This window comes from Xanthobacter variabilis (assembly GCF_043831965.2).
In the GTDB taxonomy this organism is placed as follows: Bacteria; Pseudomonadota; Alphaproteobacteria; order Rhizobiales; family Xanthobacteraceae; genus Xanthobacter.
In genome coordinates this window covers 4,535,396-4,553,673 of the sequence record NZ_CM195533.1, presented here as the reverse complement: position 1 = coordinate 4,553,673, position 18,278 = coordinate 4,535,396, and the positions used below count along the sequence as shown (strand labels likewise).

The window sequence follows — 18,278 nt, the reverse complement described above, 5'->3', positions numbered from 1 at the left end:
TGCTCACGGCATCACCACCTTGTCGCCGTCGGCAAGGCCGGTGAGGACCTCCACGCGCGGCTTGCCGTTCTGGGCGAAGCGCTCGCCCAGCACCACCGCCACGTCCATGGGGCCCTGCGGCGTCATCAGGCGCACATAATCCACGCCATGGCGGGTGGTGACGGCCTCAGGCGGCACCGCCAGCACCGGGCGGCGGCCGATCTCGATCCACACGAGGGTGCGTTCATTGACGAAATAGTCGCCCAGGCCCGCCACATCCACGTCGGCCATCACGCGGCCGCCGGTGATCTCCGGATAGACCTTCACGATGCGGCCTTCCCGCGCCGTGGCGATGTCGCCGGCGGTCTGCACCGAAATGCCCCGCTGGCCGATGCGCACGAGCCCGCCTTCATGGATGTTGGCCGCATGGCGCTCGGGCAAGGACAGGCGCAGATAATATTGGCCCGAGGCGATGCGGGCGATCTCGTCGCCCGCCAGCACCACGGAGCCGGGGGTGACCGGAACGGTCAGCACGCGCCCGTCGGCGGGGGCGAGCACGGCGCCCTCGCGCTCGCGCTGCACCACCACGGCGCGGTCGGCTTCCGCCGCGGCCACCTGATTGGCGGCCACGTCGAACTGGGTCTTGGCAGTGTCCACCCGGCTCTGGCTGGCGAAGCCCTTGGCCTGCAGCTGCTGGGCGCGGTCCAGCTCGGTGGTGGCATTCTCGAGCTGGGACTTCAGCTCCTTGATCTTGGCCTCTGCCGCGTTGAGGGTGAGGGTGAGCTTGTCGTCCACCACCAGGGCGATCTCATCCCCCTTCTTCACCTCGCTGCCCTCGGTGACCTTCACCTCGCGCACGGTGCCGCCGATTCGGGCGCGGGCCGGCACGACGGTGCGGCTTTCCACCTCGCCGAACACGCCTTTCATCTCGGGAACGTCCAGGCGCTGTACCAGGAAGGGGGCCTTTTCCGAAGGCCCGGTGGCGAGCTGCGGCGCAGGCGGAAGTGCCTGCGCCAGGGCTGGCGCGCCGGGAAGGTTGGCGGAAAGGGCGACAATCGCGGCGCCGCAAAGGGCCGCAGCGAGCGAGGGCGCGCGGAGAAGGGCAGGGGACATGATGTTCCGTTCCGGGCGGCTGTGCCGCCGAGTGCTCAGGAGAAAGCGCAGCCGGTCTTGAGGCCGAGCTTCTTGAAGATCATGGCCGCCGGGCAGAAACCGGTGACGGAGGCCTGCATCAGGTTCACGCCCACGAAGGCGGTGAGCCAGAACCAGTAGGGCGACACAAAAACGCCCAGGGCCAGGGACAAAAGCACCATGAACCCGGCAAACATCATGACGGCGCGATCGACCGACATTATTCTCTCTCCCGATTGCGGGCGGGGCGGGAAGCGCTCCGCGTTCTCTGGGTTGCAGATAACATTCAAAAGTTATAAATTCAAGATCATGAATGTAGTTGATATGATCCCGGCTTCGGAGAAGGCGGCGGAGCTGATGCGCTCTCTGTCCCATCCGCAACGGCTCCTGGTGCTGTGTGCGCTGGGGGGTGAGGAAAAATCCGTCGCGCAGCTGCGCGAGGAGCTGGGCATCGAGCAGGTGCCCATGTCGCAGCAGCTCATGCGCCTGCGGGCGGACGGCCTCGTCTCCGCCCGCCGCGAAGGCACCAGCGTCTTCTACCGCATCGCCCGCCCCGAAGTGACCCAGGTGGTGGAGGCGCTCCACGATGCCTTCTGTGGGAAGTTGGCGGGGTGTTGAAGGGGCGTCTACGGTTCCCAGATGAACCCCCTTTGGCGGGCCTCCGCTGCGGTGAAGTTGAGCGTGTCTAAAGCGTCTATTGGCAACACAGGTGACGTGATGTGCGACAGATTGCCAACCGTCAGCGTGACTGGGTCCCGAGTGGGGGCGCGAATCGCAACTCTAAATTCGCTTTGCCACTTATAGATGTCGCTTTTGCTAAATTCCGTAAGGTGCCCGCTATACATATCTTCTGAAAAATATTCCACGTGTTCGCCGCCGATGCCAATTTTTTGTTGTTTCAAATTATTTTTTAAAATGTCGACGAACTCAATTGGGCTTATGATTATAAAATGCTCGCCAAACTCCGCTACTCGCTTATCTATTGGAAATAGATCTGTCGGTCGTCGGACGGCATAGCTGCAGAATATATGTGTATAATTATTTTCTGCATATCTTGTGATGACGGGGCCGCCTAGATCCTCTGTTTTCACCGTTACAGATCGGACGGGTCCGTGTTCGAAGTAAAATAGGATATCGCTTATGTCGTGCGGCTGTATTATGTGCGATGCTCCCTCCAGGCTGTCGCCTCGAACTTTATTGTCTTCTAAAGAAGAAAAATAATTTATATGATTTAGGCGTATAGAGCCAAGTTCACGCAATGCCTCTAGGTGTTGCTTTTGGCCAAATTTAAGAAGTAGCAGGAATTCGAATTCGTCCCGGCGCTTCGTTGTGATTTTTGCAAGGCTAAGCAATCGCGCCTCCTCGCCTCACGGCCTTAATCGCCTCCCCCAGCTCCCCTGCAAGCCGTCCCTTTTCCTCCGGTCCCAGGAAGCCGCCCACGGCCACCCGTCGCGGGCCGCTCACCAGGGCCACTTCCTGGGTACCGAAGTCTTCGTCGTCGCGGCGGAAAAGGCGGGTCCAGAAGGGGTTGAGGCGCTCGGTGGTGGGGTGCCCGCGCGCGGGCTCCTTTTTCACTTCGATCAGGGTGGTGGTGACCGTGATGTGCTCCCGCGCCCGCGCCGCGCCGTAGCTGGCGCGGAAGGCGAGGTACAGCAGCAGCACGTCCAGCCCGAAGAAGCCGAACACCGGCCAGGCACCCATGGCCAGGAACAGGCAGCCTGAGCCGAAGCTCACCAGCCCCACGGCCCCCATCAGGAGCCGGAAGCCCGTTGGCGAGAGCGAGCGATGGGGCGCGAGCGTGACGGCATAGACGACCGGATCGCTCGCCGCTGCGGCGAGGTTCCCGCGCGCGTCCTTTCGGCTCAGGCTCGGATCGGTAGCGTCGCTCATGGGGCGGCAGTATACGGGAAAAATGCCACGAAAGCCGCCCGCTCCGCAGCCGCCCGTCGCCGAGGACAGCATTGATCCCCTGGCCGACCTGATCTCTCCGCCCCCGGCCCGGCCGAAGCGCCGCAAGGCCGCCGCTTCCGACGCCGCCGTTGCCGCGACGGCCAAGGGGGGAAACGGCAAGGGGCGCACGGCCTTGGCCAAGGCGGCGACCTCGGGCGAAGCAGCCCCCAAGGGCGCCGGCAAAGGCGCAGCGAAGGGCAAGCCTTCAGCCAGCACGAAAGGCGCGATGGCGCCCAAGCGCAAAGGGGCGGCGAAGGCGGCCGAGCCCGTTGCCGCGCCCCGCCGCAGCAAGGCGGTGGCCAATGCGGCGGCGGCGGCCTACGGCAAGACCGTGACATCCTGGAGCGAGGCTGAGATCGTCGAGGCCTTCTCCCGCTTTGAGAAGCAGGATCCCGAGCCCAAGGGCGAACTGGACCACACCGACCCCTACACCCTGTTGGTGGCCGTGGTGCTTTCCGCCCAGGCCACCGACACGGGCGTGAACAAGGCGACCAAGGGCCTGTTCGCCGCCGCCCCCACGCCCGCGGCCATGGTGGCGCTGGGGGAGGAGCAGGTGGCCCATTACATTCGCACCCTGGGCCTGTTCAAGAACAAGGCGAAGAACGTGGTGGAGCTTTCGCGCCTGCTGCTGGAGCGCCACCATGGCGAGGTGCCGCGCGACCGCGAGGCGCTGGAGGCGCTGCCGGGCGTCGGCCGCAAGACCGCCAATGTGGTGCTCAACATCGCCTTTGGCGAACCCACCATTGCGGTGGATACGCACCTGTTCCGGGTGGCCAACCGCACCGGCCTTGCCCCTGGCGCGACGCCGCTGGCGGTGGAAGAGGCGCTGGAGGCCCGCATTCCGGACCGCTTCAAGCTCCACGCCCACCATTGGCTGATCCTGCATGGCCGCTACATCTGTAAGGCCCGCCAGCCCGAATGCGGCCGCTGCCTTATCGTCGATCTGTGCCGCTGGCCCGAAAAGCATTTCTGATGCCGCAGGGGCATCGGCTTGAATTCGCGGCCCCTGTGGGCTAGTTGAAACGCAGGGTCCGCAGTTCACCCAGGCGTCACCGCCCCGAAAGGGGAGCTAAACCTGCCTCGTTCACGTTCGACCGACAGCTTATCCCGCGCCGCGTCGCAAGCCGGTGACCAACGACATCCGTTTCCCGGACCATCGGCGCAGTGTCGAGGATAAGTCATGTCCAGATCGGTCTTTGCCCTTGCGGCGGACGACATTTCCGCTTTCGCGCGCGCCCTGCGGGGGCAGCTCGCCCAATGCAATCACCTGCCGAGCCATCTCGAGCTGCTCAACATGCTGGCGCGCGCCGGCGGGCACCGCAACTTCCAGCATTTTCGAACCGTGACACAGGCGCGGAGCCTGCCCCCGTCGCCGCCCGCAGAGCCGGTCGACGAGAAGCGGCTGGAGCGGGTGGCGCGCCTGTTCGATGCCGAGGGGCGGCTCACCCGCTGGCCCGGCAAGGAAAGCTGGCGCGTGCTGTGCCTGTGGCAGCTGTGGTCCCACCTGCCCGCCGGCGAGACGCTCTCGGAAGCCGAGATCAACGCACTCATGAATGCCCGCCATCTGTTCGAGGACCACGCCTTGCTGCGGCGGGAGATGGTGGATCGTGCGATGGTGTGGCGCACGGCTGACGGGCGCGCTTATCGCCGGATCGAGCAGAGGCCTCCCGTGGAGGCGCTCGCGCTCATTCGCCGGGTGGCGCAGCGCACGTCGCAGCCGCCGGGCGCGGCGGTTCAGGTTCACATTTCCCGCAATCCGGGGAATGTTCGACACTCATGAGTCGCGGCCCGCGCGGGCCGCACTCCACGGAGCGAGGGGATGCACCCTGTGGCGTACGCGGCGGAAAGATTGCTGGAGCAGATCCCCAAGCCTCGGATCATCGAAACCCCGCGTGGGCCGCTGGCCTGCGCCATCGGGGGGCAGGGGCCGACGCTGCTGGCTCTGCACGGCGTCATGGGGGGGCTCGACCAGTCCTGGCTGCTCGCCCGCGCGCTGCTGGCGCGATGGGAGGGGTGGCGGATCATCGCGGTGGCGCGCCCGGGCTATCCGGGCACGCCGCTCGACACCGGCCGCACCGCCGAGGAGCAGGCCGAGGCTTATGCCAGCCTGCTGGCCACTCTGGGGGTAGAGTCTGCTTACGTGGCGGCCTTCTCCGGCGGCGGGCCTTCCGCTTTGGCTTTTGCGCGAAACCATGCCGCGCAGTGCCGAGGCCTGGTGCTCGTCAGCGCCTGCACGGGCAAGCTGGAGGCGAAGCCCGCGGCGCGCGCGGGCCTTGCCCAGGCGGACTTCCTGGCGCGCCTCCCGGGCATCCACCATGTTCCCGCCTGGCTGGTTCGCCATTGGCCGCAGGCGGCCGCGCGCGGCTTCGTGCCCGATGACGGGCAGCGGGCGCAGGTGTTCGCCGATCCCCAAGCCGGCCCGCTCCTGACGGCCCTGTTGCTCAGCTCGTGCCTGCGCACCGACGAGCGCATGCCGGGCACGCTCAACGACGTGGAGGAATTCTCGAAGCTGCCCGTGCGGTGCGGGCAGGGCGTAAGCGTTCCGGTGCTGGCGGTGCATGGCACTGATGATGGCATCGTGCCCTTCGCGCACGGGCAGGAGGTGGCGCGCACGGTGCCGGGCGCCCGCCTTCTGGCCCTTCCTCACGCCACCCATATGGGCGTGTTCACCCACATGGCGTCCGTGCGCGGGGCGGTGGACGAACTGCTGGGCGCGGTCCAGGTTTAGGGCTGGTCGACCTTCAGGATGCGAGGATTGGCGTAAAGCGCCTCCCCGCCCTCCGCTTAGAGGGGAGGGGCGGAAAATGCTCTCGGATGGCGCGCCCAATTCGTCGGACCGGTGGCTTTGAGTGCGCAGCAGGCCTTCGCAGCCGCTGAATTCTCGGCGCACGGCGCCGCCTATGTCCCGCCGCCCATGCCTCCGCTACTCATGCCCCGCCCCGCCGTAGCCTTCCCCCATGAGCGGGAGAGGGAGCCACGGCGTGAAGAGCCGCCAAACGCGGGCGAAGGGTTGGCCCGGTCGCGGAATGGCGCTCCGTCCCAGAGCGCAGTCGCGCGAAGTCGAGCGTGGGCCGCACGAAGAAAGCGCGTCGATTCAATGGGCTAGAGCATGTCGCCATAGCAGCGACATGCTTCGCGCGCCCCTTGAGTCAGCCGGCCGGCGCTCAGCGCACCTCGGCGAGGAAGGCGCGCACCTGGGCGGGGTCCACGTCCTTGGCCACGAAGGCCTCGCCGATGCCGCGGGCCAGAATGAAGGTGAGCGCGCCGCGGCTGACCTTCTTGTCCTGGGCGATGAGGGCCATCAGGCCGTCCGTATCGGGCAGCTCCCCCGGCACGTCGGCGATGCGGGTGGGCAGGCCGGCCGCCTGAAGGTGGCGCACCACCCGCGTCACGTCCTGCCCGCTGCAAAGGCCAAGCTTGGCGGAGAAGGCGAAGGCCAGGGCCATGCCGATGGCCACGCCCTCGCCATGCAACAGGCGATCGGAGAAGCCGGCGCCGGCCTCGAGCGCATGGCCGAAGGTGTGGCCGAGATTGAGCAAAGCGCGGTCGCCGGTTTCCTTCTCGTCGCGTGCGACCACGGCGGCCTTGGCAAGGCAGCTTGTCGCCACCGCCTCGATGCGCTCGGGGCCGCCGCTGATCACGCCGGCGTGGTGCGCTTCCAGCCACTCGAAGAAGGTGCGGTCGCCAAGCAGGCCGTATTTCGCGACTTCCGCATAGCCGGCGCGCACCTCGCGCACGGGCAGGGTGTCGAGCGCGGCGGTGTCCGCCAGCACCAGAACCGGCTGGTGGAAGGTGCCCACCAGGTTCTTGCCCTGGGGCGAATTGATGCCGGTCTTGCCGCCGACGGACGAATCCACCTGGGAAAGCAGGGTCGTGGGCGCCTGCACCACGTCCACGCCGCGCCGCAGCACCGAGGCGGAGAAGCCGGCGAGGTCGCCGACCACGCCGCCGCCCAGGGCCAGCACCAGGTCGCGCCGCTCGATGCGGGCCGAGATCAGGCCTTCCACCACCTGCTGCAGGCCCGCCCAGCACTTGGTCTTCTCGCCCGGCTCCACCACGATGGCGGTGTGCTCGATGCCGGCCTCGCGCAGCGAGGCTTCGACGGTGGCGAGATGGCCGGCCGCCGCCACGTTGCGGTCGGTGACGATGGCCACCCGCGCGCCCTTGCGCAAGGCGGTGATGTGGATGCCCGTTTCCGCCAGCAGTCCGGGGCCGATGAGGATGTCATAGGGCCGGCCCGCCAGGTCCACGCGCACGGCGCTGCGCGGGGCGCCGGCAGGGGAGGTGGGGGCAGGCGAAACGGCCATGGTGCTGTGTCCTCGATCAGGAAGGGTCAGGTGCCGGGCGAGCGATGCCACCACTTCGTCCACCACCACGTCATGGGCGACGTCGCGGGAATCCACCACCACGTCGGCTTCGGCATAGGTGGGGCCGCGCTGGCGCAGCAGGGCGGCGAGCTTGGCGCCGGGGTCGCCCTGGGCCAGCAGCGGGCGGTCGTTGCGCTTCTTCACCCGGCGCAGGAGGGTGTGCAGATCGGCCCGGAGCCAGACCGAGATGCCGTATTCGGCAACCGCCGCGCGGGTCTCCGCGCTCATGAAGGCGCCGCCGCCGGTGGCGAGCACCATGGGGCCGGATTGCAGCAGCCGGGCCACCACGCGCTTCTCGCCCTCGCGGAACTCGGCCTCGCCGCGGCGGGCGAAGATCTCCGGAATGCTCATGCAGGCGGCGCGCTCGATCTCTTCGTCAGCATCGACGAAGGGCAGGCCGAGCCGCTTGGCGAGCCGACGGCCCACGGACGACTTGCCGGCGCCCGGCATGCCCACCAGCACCACCGCGCGCGCGCCCAGCCGCGCCAGAAGCTCATCGGTGGCGGGCTGGCCATGGGGGCGCCCCGTGGTCATGGTCCGGGTGTCCTCTGCTGGCGGCTCGATCTTCTGTGTCTGCACCCGAAATGTCCTTGGCTCCGGCCCGCCGGTCGCATCGCCGATTGGTTTGCCCGCGGGTTCGACCTTGGGCACGGCGCGGCCATCGCGACAGGTGGAAGTCATGCTTTCCAGCCGACACCTTCGGGCTCTACCATTGGCGAGCGAGGCGGGCAATGCGGTTGAACACGACGGTGGAGCGTGGCACCTCTTCGCGCATGGCCGGGATGTCGCGATTCGCCCGGCGTGGGAGAAGCTGCCGGTGCCTACTCTCATCCGTCTGCTCGTGGTGCTGGGCATTCTGGCCGGGCTCGGCTACGGCGCCTTGTGGGTGCTGGCCAATCAGGTGCAGCCAAAGGAGCGGGAGATCACCTTCACGGTCCCCCCTGACCGGATCGGCAAATGAGCAGGTCCGGGCCCCTCGCCTTGTTCCTCGACATGCAGGCGGTGGAACGCGGGGCGAGCGCCAACACGCTGGAGGCCTATCGCCGCGACCTGGAGGACTTCTCCACGTTCCTCGCGGAGCGCCCGCAGGCCCCGGCCGATGAAAAGCTGGCCAGCGCCGGCACCGATGCCATCCGCGCCTATCTGGCCGATCTCGACAAGCGCGGCTTCAAGGGCACCACCATCGCGCGGCGTCTTTCGGCGCTGCGCCAGTTCTACCGCTTCCTGTTCGCCGAGGGGCACCGGGGCGATGATCCCGCCGCCGTGCTCGAAGGGCCCAAGCGCGGCCGCCCGCTGCCCAAGGTGCTCACGGTGGCGGAGGTTTCGCGCCTGATCGAGGCCGCCCACGCCCGCGCCGCGGAGGATCTGGCCCCCGCCGAGGGGGCAGGCGCGCGCGCCGCCCGCGCCGAGGCGCTCAAGCGGCGGCGGACGGTGTGCATCGTCGAGCTGCTTTATGCGAGCGGGCTGCGCGTGTCGGAGCTGGTGGGCCTTCCCGCATCCGCTGGCCGCAGTCGCTCGGATGCCATCATGGTGATGGGCAAGGGGCAGAAGGAACGCCTGGTGCCGCTCTCCGCCCCGGCCAAGGCCGCCATGGCGGCCTGGCTCGACGCCCGCGCCGCCGCCGGGCTGGAGGCCTCGCGCTGGCTGTTCCCCTCGTTCGGCGAGAGCGGCCACGTGACCCGCCAGCAGGCGGCGCGCGACCTGAAGGAGCTGGCGCTGGCGGCGGGGCTCGACCCGGCCAAGCTCTCGCCCCACGTGCTGCGGCACGCCTTCGCCAGCCACCTTCTGGCCCACGGCGCCGACCTGCGCGTGGTGCAGACCCTGCTCGGCCATGCGGACGTATCCACAACGCAAATCTACACCCATGTGCTGGACGAACGCCTGAAAGGCATGGTGCGCGACCTGCATCCTCTATCGGAAGGATGAGGGCAGAGACGACTTTGTCCGCCGGCGCCCCTTTCCAGGGGGGCGGGGCGCGCCTATATTCCCCGTGCCGGCGCAAGCCGGCTATAGCGATAAATGGGTGTCGTAATAAGCCATTCGGACCCGGGGGCGGTACCCGGCGCCTCCACCAGAGCCCAAGCCGCTATTCGGCGGCTGGGCTCCGGCGGGGGCGAAATAGGATCGACGAGGGTGTAAAGGGCTTTCTTTCGCTCGGCATTGTACCACCGTTATCGGGCTAAACTTATAGTTGCCAACGACAACTATGCTCCGGTTGCTCAGGCCGCGTGAGCGGTTTGAAAGACCAAATCAAAGTCCTACCGGGTAGCTCTGGATAGGCGGGGTTCGGAGGCACCTGGCAACAGAAGCCTCCACTTCCCTCCGGCGCAGCCGGATCGGCGGGAAGGTCGCACCCCGCTCCCGCGCGAGATCTGGCGCCTTTGGGGAAGGCGGCGGTGGAATTGGGGGTCCGGCTGGGGAACAAGGCTCAAGCGGACTCATGTCGGTCGATCACATCCGCTACGATCTTCTCGCCCAGGAAGCGCTGCGCTCCGTCGTGCGGCGCGTGCTGTTGGACGTGGCCAAGGACGGCCTGCCGGGCGACCATCATTTCTACATCTCCTTCGACACCCGCGCCCCCGGCGTGCGGCTCTCGCAGCGCATGCGCGAGAAGTATCCGGAGGAGATGACCATCGTTCTTCAGCACCAGTTCTGGGATCTCAACGTCACCGACGTCTCCTTCGAGGTGGGGCTGTCGTTTGGCGGCATTCCGGAGAAGCTGCTCATTCCGTTCTCGGCCCTGAAGGGCTTCTTCGATCCGTCCGTGAAGTTCGGCCTCCAGTTCGAGCTGGCCGCGCCCGAGGATGAGACCGAAAGCGATGGCGAGGATGAGGGCGAGGAGCACCCCGCCGTGAAGCCAGCGGTCGTGCCCACCGCGCTCAAGCAGCCCTCACGTGGGGCCGCTTCGGAACCTGTGGTGTCCAGCGCCAACGGGGACGTCGTCGACGCTCCGGTGGAGGACGAGGCCGCCGAGCGCCCTGCGGGCGGCGCCCAGGTGGTGCAGCTCGACGTTTTCCGAAACAAGAAGTGAGCAGCCGTTTCGTGCCGGCTGAAGGGTTGCTTCAGTGACCTTTGAAACCGAGGTGGCTGTCATTGGGGCCGGGGCCGCTGGTCTTGCGGCCGGTGTGCGCCTTGCTGCGGCTGGGGTGGACTTCCGGGTGCTGGAAGCGGCCTGCGTGCCCGGCGGCCGTGCGGCAACGGACCGCGAGACGCTGGGCGTGCCGTTCGATCTCGGATGCCACTGGCTGCACGACGCGCGCCGCAATCCCTTCGTGCCCATCGCGCGGAAGCTGGGCTTTGCCTTTGATGATTCGGGCGGGCGCCGTGGTGAACGGATGCTCCATCTCGGCACGCGGTTCGCGAAGCCCGATGAGATCGAGGAGGCCGAGGCCGCCGTGGAGGCCGCCTTTGCCGCCGTCTATGCCATCGGCCGCACCGGCCGCGACGTGGCTGCGAGCGAGGTGCTGCCGGAGCTCGGCCGCTGGGAGCCGTTGGCGCGCCATTGGCTGAGCCTGATGTCCGCCGCCCCGCCGGAGCGGATTTCCACGCTCGATTTCAGCCTCTATCAAGACAGCAACGACAATTGGCCGGTTGTGGACGGGTACGGCGATCTCATTCTCGCCCATGGGCGGGATGTTCCGGTCACCCTGGATTGTCCGGTCTCCCGCATCGATCACGGCGGCGCGCATATCGAGCTGGAGACCAAGCTGGGGCGGCTGCGGTGCCGCATCGCCATCGTCGCCGTGTCCACCGCGGTGGTGGCGCAGGGGCTGCTCGCATTTTCCCCGGCCTTGCCGCCGAAGCTGGGGGAGGCCTTCTCGGCCCTGCCCCTCGGTGTGGCGGAAAAGGTGGCTCTGCTGTTCGACCAGGACATGTTCGGCGTCGCGCCGCGCATGGGTCTTGATGCCTTTGACGAAAGCCGCGCGGAGGCGCTGGCGGTGTCCGCCATCCTCAATCCCGGTGGCGCTCCCGCCGCAGTGGTGCACATAGCGGGCCCCGATGCCGGGGCCCTGGTGCGCGCGGGCGAGGGGGCGATGGTGGATTTCGCTGCGTCGGCCCTGGAAAAGGCCTTCTCTTCCGGCCTGAAACGGCACATCCGGCGGGCGCGGGTCACGCGGTGGTCCGCCCGGCCCTATATTGGCGGGGGCTATTCCTGTGCGCTGCCCGGCGCGGGCGACCTGCGCCAGACTTTGTCCGAGGGCATCGACGAGCGCATCTTCTTTGCCGGAGAGGCCTTGGGAGGCTCTGCGTTTTCAACGGCTCACGGAGCCCATCTGTCTGGCCTCGCGGCTGCGGACAAGGCGTTGGCCCAGCTCGGAAAGGCGGGCCCTGCATGAGCGCGTCCCTTCCGCTTTCGCTGGTCGTGGCGGTGGGCCGGAACGGCGTCATCGGCCGGGAGGGCGCCTTGCCGTGGCATCTCTCGTCGGATTTGAAGCGGTTTCGTGCCCTCACCTGGGGCAAGCCGCTGATCATGGGCCGGCGAACGTTCGAATCCATCGGCAAGCCTTTGCCGGGGCGCATTTCTGTGGTTCTGAGCGCCGATCCGGCCTTCACTGTTCCCGAAGGCGTCATCAAGGCCGCGGACCTGCCGTCGGCCCTGGAGGCCGCCACCGCCGCTGCGGCATCGCTCGGGGCCGATGAGGCCATGGTGATCGGTGGCTATCGCGTGTTTGCGGACACGCTGCCGCTGGCACGGACCCTGGAGCTGACGGAAGTGGACCTGTCGCCCGAAGGCGACGTCCGCTTCCCGCCATTTGACCGTTCCCTGTGGCGGGAGATCCGTCGTGAGGGGCCACTGCAGGGCCCGCGCGACGACGCGCCGTTCACCTATGTGACCCTGGAGCGCGCCTGACGGCCTGCAGTGGCTGTGCGCGATCTGCCCGCGCTTGCATGCGAGCGGGGCGATGACCGATCAACGTCCGCGACGCAATGCGCCTCGCTCGACGACCGGAAAAAACCATTACTCCAGACACGAGTGCATGTTCCGGATGTCGCAGAACGCAGAAATGCGCCGCGACTGTCTCCGTGTCTCAGGGAACCGCTGAGGCAACCTATCCTATTGCTGGTGCGCGCTTTTCCCGCGCGAACCGGTGCCCCTTTCCCGCGCGAACGCGTTAGTCCCCCACCAAGCCTGGTGGACGCGGCAGGTCGCCGAATCCGCGCGTGGGCGGCAGGGTCGGTTCCAGCGGCAGGGGCGGTGGCTCTACGGTGGCTGGCTGGCGTGGCCGTGGCGGCGCGACGTGCGGGCGCTGCGCGGCCTGCTCCGCGGCTGTGGCCGGGGGCGTCGCCGGGCGCGGCGGACGGCGCACCGTGGTCGCTCCGTTGGCGGGTGGCGCGGCGCTGGGCGCGACGGTCGGCTGGGGCGCCGCCGAGCGGTTCGCCTCGTTCGGCGGACGGGGGGCAGGCGGCGCGGCGGCAGGAGCCGGCGCATGCGATGCTGCGGGCGCAGGCAACGGAGCCGGCGACGTGCTGGCTCCTGCCGCTGGCGCGCTGGTGGAGACGCCGAAGGGGGATGTGGCCGGAGCCGGCGGCGCGGGCAATTCGCGACGCTCGATGACATCATTGCCGCGGCTCACCGGACGTGTGGCCTGTGGTGCCGCCGGTCGGGCGGGGGCGGCCACCGCCGGTTTCGCCGGCGCGGTCGCAGGTTGCGGGGCCGGTAGCTGCGGGGTCACGGGCCGGGGCGCGGCGGGGCTCGCAATGGGAACCTGAGGTGCTGACGGAGCCGGGGGCGGAGGCGCCGCCGGGGCGGCGGGCTGAGCGCCGGCCGGGCTGCCATGCTGCTCTTCCAGCCGGCGCGTCTCGCGCTCGATGGCGCGCATGGCGATGACGCTGGTGAGACCGGTGGCGCTCACCCTGCGGTCCGGATCGGTGAGGACGCCGCGCCAGGCGAGTATGCCCGTGGGGCTGGTGCCGGAAAGGGCGGCGCCTTCATATTCAATACCGCTCTCCATGAGCAGCCGGGCGAGGTCGATGCCGCCGGTAAAGGCGAGGCGGGTGTCGCCCACCTGCGCCCGTGCAGGAGAAAGGCGCACCACACCATTAACCGCGCTCAGCGTCGATTCCGCCGCCGGGACCTTCAGCGGTCCGCGCATCAGCGCGCGATCGAACAAGAGCGCGGTGCGGCGTTCGTCGGGCGGCGTGGCGAGGCTCGCGGTCTCCTGAAGCACGGCGGCAAGCGCCGTCGGGTCGGCTTCACCCACCTCCAGGTTTTGAACCGCGATGGTGCCCTGGCCGGACAGGCCCTGCACCAGCTGCAGCGGGGTGCGGCCGCTGCCGCCAAGGTCGAGGGAGAGGCTCACGCGACCGGTGGGGGGCGCGCTGGCGCCGGCCGGGGCGGCGAGGGCGGCAATGTCCACCTTGTCGAGCAGCAGGCGGCCCTCCGTCTCCACGCCGTCGCCTCGGTGGCGCACTTCCAGATGGGCGCCGACCCGCCCGCCTCCGAAGCTGCCGGTGATGTCCCGGAGGTCAAGGTCGACGCCGTCGCTGGCTAGCCGCAGCTTGGCGGTGGTGAGGGCGTAGGGGCCAATCAGGGCGAGGCGGCTCGCCACCAGGTCCACGCCCAGTGCCACGCCGTTCACCGGATGGGGCCGGAAGAGCGCGGTGCTCCAGGGCGTGACGGCGGAGCTGGCGGGCTCCACCCCCGAGCGGGCGCCAAACAGGCCGACGAGGGTCGGCACGGACAGGGTGTCGAAGGCGAGCCGGCCGGTGAAGCGCGGCACGGTGCCGGGTTCCAGGTCGACGTTTCCGGTCACGGGCGCGCCGGCGAGTGAGCCTTCGATCTTCTCCGCACGCCACACGCCATCGGTGCGGGAAAGCTCAAAGGCCAGCGCCGCCGGCACCGGGCCATTGTCAGTGGCGGCGGCGAGCTGGGGCAGCAGGCGCCCGAGGTCAGCGCCATCGGCCCGTACGGAAAGGCGAGGCTCGATGGCGTCCTTGACCATGCGCGCGCGGCCCTCGGCCTGGAGGGTGACGCCGGTGGCCGTGAGGCGGGCCCGCACATCGCCTTCGCCCTGGGTGAGAGGGGCAAGGCTGAATTCGCCATGTACGGAACCGAGGCGCGGATTGAGCCCCTCAATGCCCAGCGCGCCAAGGACGGCGGCGCCGTCGGCCGCATCGGCATTGAGCTTCACCGCCATGGGCACGCCGGCCGCGCTGCGGGTGAAGGCCACATCGCCCGAGAGGCTGCCCAGGCGCCCGGCGCTGGTGATGGCGCGCCCGCCGGCTTCGCTCCACACCACGGCGGTGGAAAGCTTCACCGGGGCCGCAACGGGCGCCAGGCGGGCGAGCACGTCTGCCGTTTCCGGGCCGGCCATCAGGCGCGCCACCGGCACCAGGCCATCGGCCTTGGCGCCCGCCATGGTGAGGTTGAATTCGCCGCGGGGCGTGGTGGAGAAATTCTCCATCCAGCCTGCCCCTTCCAGATGGATGCCCCCCAGGTCGTCCATCACCATGCGCTTCACGCGCCAGCTTCCACCGGTGGCGCTGGCCTCCAGGGCGAGGCTGCCCAGGGGCTGGCCGGCGACGGTGAGGTCGTGCCCGTCGAGCTTCAGCGCCGCATCGGCGCCACCACCCACGGCGGTCGCGGTCCGCTGCATCGCCGCCACCAGGGGGTCGAGGTCGAAGCCGTCCATCGCCAGGGTCATGTCCAGCTTCGGTCCGCCGCTGGTGGGCAGGGCGGCGGCGATGGTGCCGGTGAGCCGGCCATCGCCGAAGGCGGCGTTGAGATTGTCGAGGGTGAGCGCGCCGGGCGAGACCTTCAGCCGCGTGGCCATGCGCGCGGGCGCCTTTACCACCCCGGCGATGTCGCGGGCGGCGTCGGGCGCGGCCCAGCGCAGGAAGGCGGCGGGGTCCTCTGCGCTGAAGTTGAGGGCGCCGGCGAAGCCCTGGCCCTCCGGCGCGCCGGAGGCTTTCAGCGCGGCCTTGCCGGGAAGCTTTGCCTCCGCGGTATCGACGCGCCAGCCGGTGGGGCCTCCGGTGATGTCGAGCCGCACATCCCGAACCAGGGTGCCGCCGAGCACCAGCTGTTCCGCCGAAACGCCGATCTTGGAGGCGATGTCGGGCGAGGGCAGGTCGGCGAGGGTCCACAGGCCGCGCGCCAGGGCTTCCGCCGGGCGGATGGCGGGGCTGGCGGAGGGGGCGCTTGCAGCGCCGCTCGCGCCGAGGGCGTCGAGGTCGAGGCTGCGGGCGTTCAGCACCACATCCAGGCCGATGGCGCGGCCCAGGCTGAGGCGGGCGGCCCCGGCGAGCTGGGCGGGGGTCGCCTCGCCGCCCAATGCCAGTTCCAGATTGTCGGCAAGGATCTGTGAGGGAGAGGCCTTCAGGTGGCCCGCGAACTGCCAGGAATCGAGCCCACCAGCACCCTTGCGCGCGAGGCTCGCACGCCCGTCGAAGGCGAGGGCGCCGCCGGTGGCGGAAAAGGCCCCGTCGAGATCCATGCTGTAGGGCCGGTTGCGCCCGTCCAGAACCAGCCGCAGCTTGCCCGTGCCGGCCTCATCGAGCTTGCCCAGGGTGGAGCGCAGCGCGAACCGCGCGCCGCCCGACTCCACTTCGCCGTCGAGCTTGAACGGGCCGCTGAGCGAGCGCGCCTCCCCATTCAGGTCGAGGTCGCTGAGGGTGAGGGTGTGGTCGGAGGCGCGGTCGAGCACGTCCAGGGTACCGTCCCGCACGTCCAGGCGGGCGATGCCGATATCAGCGGCGCGGCCGGCGCCGGTGGGCAGGGCGACGCGGCCATTGCTGTCGATGATGATGCGCATGCGAGGCTGCACCAGCGTGACGCCGGTGGCCTCCACCTGCCCGCGCATGAGGGCGCCGAGGGACAGTTCCGCCTTGAATTGCCGCACCGTGCCGCCGGTGGAAACCACATCGCCCAGCGTCACGTCCGAGAGGGTGACGCGCGGGGCCGGCAGGATCTCCGCCTCGATGGGGCCGCGAATGACCACCGGAATGCCCAGGGTCTGGCCGATCTCACGCTCGAACGTGCCGCGCCAGGCGTTCCAGTCCACCACCAGCGGCGCCGCGAAGGCGCCGAGAATGGCGAGTGTCACCGCCGTCGCGAGGCTGATGAGGATCCCTTGCACGCCCGTCTCCTCGATCGCCCGCCGCCGGCGGGCCGTTTCGGCTCCATTGTGGCGCATCTTCGCGTCATTGTTGCAGCGCGAAAGCCGCTCCTGCCGTCCTTACGGAAATTTCTTGCGCCGCGCATTCCGGTTCGCAGGAAGAAGGTGTGTGGATGCCGCGAGCAGGGGCGGCTTTTCCGCTTGCCCCGCAACCGGCGCCCGTAGGTGGTCAGAGGGTGACGACCTTGCCGGGATTCATGATGTTGCCCGGATCCAGGGCCCGCTTGATGGTCCGCATCACGTCGAGCGCCTCTTCGCCATGTTCGGCCGCCATGTATTTCATCTTGCCCTGGCCGATGCCATGCTCGCCGGTGCAGGTGCCGCCCATGGCGAGCGCCCGTTCCACCAGCCGGCCCATGAACTGCTTGGCCTTGGCAAGGTCGGTGGCATCCGCCATGTCCACCATCAGCACGGTGTGGAAATTGCCGTCACCCACATGGCCGACGATGGGCGCCACCAGGCCCATGGCGTCAATGTCCGCCTTGGTCTCCTCCACGCAGTCGGCAAGGCGCGAGATCGGCACGCAAACGTCGGTGGCCACGGCCTTCGCGCCCGGGCGCAGCAGCAGCGCGGCCCAATAGGCATCGTGCCGGGCCTGCCACAGCTTGGAGCGTTCCTCCGGCCGGGTGGAAAAGACGGAAGGGCCGCCGCCAAACTCTTCCGCGATGGCGCCGAAGCGCTGCGCCTGTTCCTCCACACCCGCGTCGGTGCCGTGGAACTCCAGGAACAGGGTCGGGCTCTCGGCGAGAGAGAGCTTGGCGTAGGCGTTGCAGGCCTTGACCTGCACCTCGTCCAGAAGCTCGATGCGCGCCACCGGAATGCCGCTCTGGATGGTGGCGATGACGGCATCGCAGGCCGCCGTGATGCTGGGGAAGGGGCACACCGCGGAGGAGATCGCCTCCGGAATGCCGTAGAGCTTCAGGGTGATCTCGGTGACGATGCCGAGCGTGCCCTCCGCGCCCACGAACAGGCGGGTGAGGTCGTAGCCCGCCGAGGATTTGCGCGCGCGCGTGGCGGTCGTGATGAGGTTGCCGTCGGCGGTCACCACCTTCAGCGACAGCACATTGTCCTTCATGGTGCCGTAGCGCACCGCATTGGTGCCGGATGCGCGGGTGGAAACCATGCCGCCCAGGGAGGCATCGGCGCCGGGGTCGATGGGGAAGAACAGGCCCTGGTCGCGCAGCTCCTCGTTCAGCCGCTTGCGGGTGACGCCGGGCTCGATGACGCAGTCGAGGTCGGCGCTGTTGACCGCCAGGATGCGGTTCATGCGCGAGAGGTCGATGCACACCCCGCCGTGCGGCGCATTCACCTGCCCTTCCAGGGAGGTGCCCGCGCCCCAGGCGACGACCGGCACCCCGTGGGCCGCGCAGATGCGCACCGCCGTCTGCACATCCTGGGTGCATTCTGCCATCACCACGGCGTCGGCCGGCTCATTGGGCAGGTAGGTGGTCACATTGGCGTGCTGCTCGCGGATGGCCGCATTCGTCACGACCTTGTGATCCAGCGCCGCGCGGAGGTCGGCGATGGCAAGGGCCACCTGCTCGCCATCGCGGGGGGCGGGGTTCGCTGCTGCAGCAAGCATTTACGTTTCCTTAACTTTGACGGCGACCGCCGATGGCGGGCTGATTCGCATTTGAACGGAAGTGGTAGGTGATGGCCATCGGGAGGTGTTTTCGATTTGACAGTGATATTTCTGATTCGGCCGGTCCGCCAGATTTTGCTCCATTTCCGA

General features: G+C 68.8%; 16 protein-coding genes and 1 other RNA gene. 10 read left to right on the top strand and 7 right to left on the bottom strand.

What is annotated here, in order from left to right:
* Positions 1 to 3 precede the first annotated feature (3 nt).
* Both V5F26_RS19680 and V5F26_RS19675 read right to left on the bottom strand, forming a co-directional pair.
* Positions 4 to 1,092 (bottom strand): efflux RND transporter periplasmic adaptor subunit, encoded by a 1,089-nt coding sequence (locus tag V5F26_RS19680; RefSeq protein WP_394946605.1) that lies wholly within the window; start codon positions 1,090 to 1,092, stop codon positions 4 to 6.
* A gap of 35 nt (positions 1,093 to 1,127) precedes the next feature.
* Entirely contained in the window at positions 1,128 to 1,331 is a 204-nt protein-coding gene (locus tag V5F26_RS19675) for a YgaP family membrane protein (RefSeq protein ID WP_234053052.1), read from the bottom strand.
* A gap of 88 nt (positions 1,332 to 1,419) precedes the next feature.
* Here V5F26_RS19675 and V5F26_RS19670 point away from each other — a divergent pair, with 88 nt between their 5' ends.
* The gene (locus tag V5F26_RS19670; RefSeq protein ID WP_394058644.1) at positions 1,420 to 1,728 is read left to right on the top strand and encodes an ArsR/SmtB family transcription factor; all 309 of its coding nucleotides are present in this window, start codon (positions 1,420 to 1,422) and stop codon (positions 1,726 to 1,728) included.
* Positions 1,729 to 1,736: 8 nt separating this feature from the next.
* On the opposite strand, the gene V5F26_RS19665 is transcribed toward V5F26_RS19670, so the two are convergent.
* Positions 1,737 to 2,462, bottom strand: coding sequence for a hypothetical protein (locus tag V5F26_RS19665; RefSeq protein ID WP_394946604.1), 726 nt, complete (start codon positions 2,460 to 2,462; stop codon positions 1,737 to 1,739).
* Positions 2,455 to 3,000, bottom strand: coding sequence for a DUF2244 domain-containing protein (locus tag V5F26_RS19660; RefSeq protein ID WP_394946603.1), 546 nt, complete (start codon positions 2,998 to 3,000; stop codon positions 2,455 to 2,457). Before V5F26_RS19660 ends, V5F26_RS19665 begins: the two co-directional genes overlap by 8 nt.
* A 286-nt stretch (positions 3,001 to 3,286) precedes the next feature.
* Between V5F26_RS19660 and nth the strand changes: the two genes are divergently transcribed.
* The 3 genes from nth to V5F26_RS19645 all read left to right on the top strand — a co-directional run bounded on the left by nth (position 3,287) and on the right by V5F26_RS19645 (position 5,788).
* Positions 3,287 to 4,033 (top strand): endonuclease III, encoded by a 747-nt coding sequence (nth, locus tag V5F26_RS19655; protein ID WP_394946814.1) that lies wholly within the window; start codon positions 3,287 to 3,289, stop codon positions 4,031 to 4,033.
* A 207-nt stretch (positions 4,034 to 4,240) separates the two neighbouring features.
* The gene (locus tag V5F26_RS19650; RefSeq protein WP_394946602.1) at positions 4,241 to 4,840 is read left to right on the top strand and encodes a DUF2087 domain-containing protein; all 600 of its coding nucleotides are present in this window, start codon (positions 4,241 to 4,243) and stop codon (positions 4,838 to 4,840) included.
* Between the two features lie 39 nt (positions 4,841 to 4,879).
* Positions 4,880 to 5,788, top strand: coding sequence for an alpha/beta fold hydrolase (locus V5F26_RS19645; RefSeq protein ID WP_394946601.1), 909 nt, complete (start codon positions 4,880 to 4,882; stop codon positions 5,786 to 5,788).
* A gap of 436 nt (positions 5,789 to 6,224) precedes the next feature.
* On the opposite strand, the gene aroB is transcribed toward V5F26_RS19645, so the two are convergent.
* Entirely contained in the window at positions 6,225 to 7,961 is a 1,737-nt protein-coding gene (aroB, locus tag V5F26_RS19640; RefSeq protein WP_394946813.1) for a 3-dehydroquinate synthase, read from the bottom strand.
* 145 nt (positions 7,962 to 8,106) lie between these two features.
* Here aroB and V5F26_RS19635 point away from each other — a divergent pair, with 145 nt between their 5' ends.
* From V5F26_RS19635 to V5F26_RS19610, 6 genes are all read left to right on the top strand, one after another.
* Positions 8,107 to 8,388 carry a hypothetical protein gene (locus tag V5F26_RS19635; protein ID WP_234054509.1) on the top strand — a complete coding sequence of 94 codons (282 nt, stop codon included), beginning with the start codon at positions 8,107 to 8,109 and terminating at the stop codon, positions 8,386 to 8,388.
* Positions 8,385 to 9,353: a site-specific tyrosine recombinase XerD gene (locus V5F26_RS19630; protein WP_394946600.1), complete on the top strand. Its 969-nt coding sequence runs from the start codon at positions 8,385 to 8,387 to the stop codon at positions 9,351 to 9,353. The genes V5F26_RS19635 and V5F26_RS19630 overlap by 4 nt, the downstream gene beginning before the upstream one ends.
* A gap of 27 nt (positions 9,354 to 9,380) precedes the next feature.
* Positions 9,381 to 9,744: a transfer-messenger RNA gene (gene ssrA, locus V5F26_RS19625) on the top strand.
* A gap of 123 nt (positions 9,745 to 9,867) precedes the next feature.
* Positions 9,868 to 10,458, top strand: coding sequence for an SspB family protein (locus tag V5F26_RS19620; RefSeq protein WP_394946599.1), 591 nt, complete (start codon positions 9,868 to 9,870; stop codon positions 10,456 to 10,458).
* Positions 10,459 to 10,492: 34 nt separating this feature from the next.
* Complete coding sequence (locus V5F26_RS19615) at positions 10,493 to 11,764, top strand: flavin monoamine oxidase family protein (protein ID WP_394946598.1); 1,272 nt, start codon at positions 10,493 to 10,495, stop codon at positions 11,762 to 11,764.
* Positions 11,761 to 12,279, top strand: a complete 519-nt coding sequence (locus tag V5F26_RS19610) for a dihydrofolate reductase (protein ID WP_394946597.1) — start codon at positions 11,761 to 11,763, stop codon at positions 12,277 to 12,279. Before V5F26_RS19615 ends, V5F26_RS19610 begins: the two co-directional genes overlap by 4 nt.
* Before the next feature lie 262 nt (positions 12,280 to 12,541).
* Here the strand turns inward: V5F26_RS19610 and V5F26_RS19605 are convergent, their stop codons facing one another.
* Both V5F26_RS19605 and V5F26_RS19600 read right to left on the bottom strand, forming a co-directional pair.
* Positions 12,542 to 16,507, bottom strand: a complete 3,966-nt coding sequence (locus V5F26_RS19605; protein ID WP_394946596.1) for an AsmA family protein — start codon at positions 16,505 to 16,507, stop codon at positions 12,542 to 12,544.
* A gap of 208 nt (positions 16,508 to 16,715) precedes the next feature.
* Positions 16,716 to 18,128, bottom strand: a complete 1,413-nt coding sequence (locus V5F26_RS19600; RefSeq protein WP_234053041.1) for an FAD-binding oxidoreductase — start codon at positions 18,126 to 18,128, stop codon at positions 16,716 to 16,718.
* Between the last annotated feature and the right edge of the window lie 150 nt (positions 18,129 to 18,278).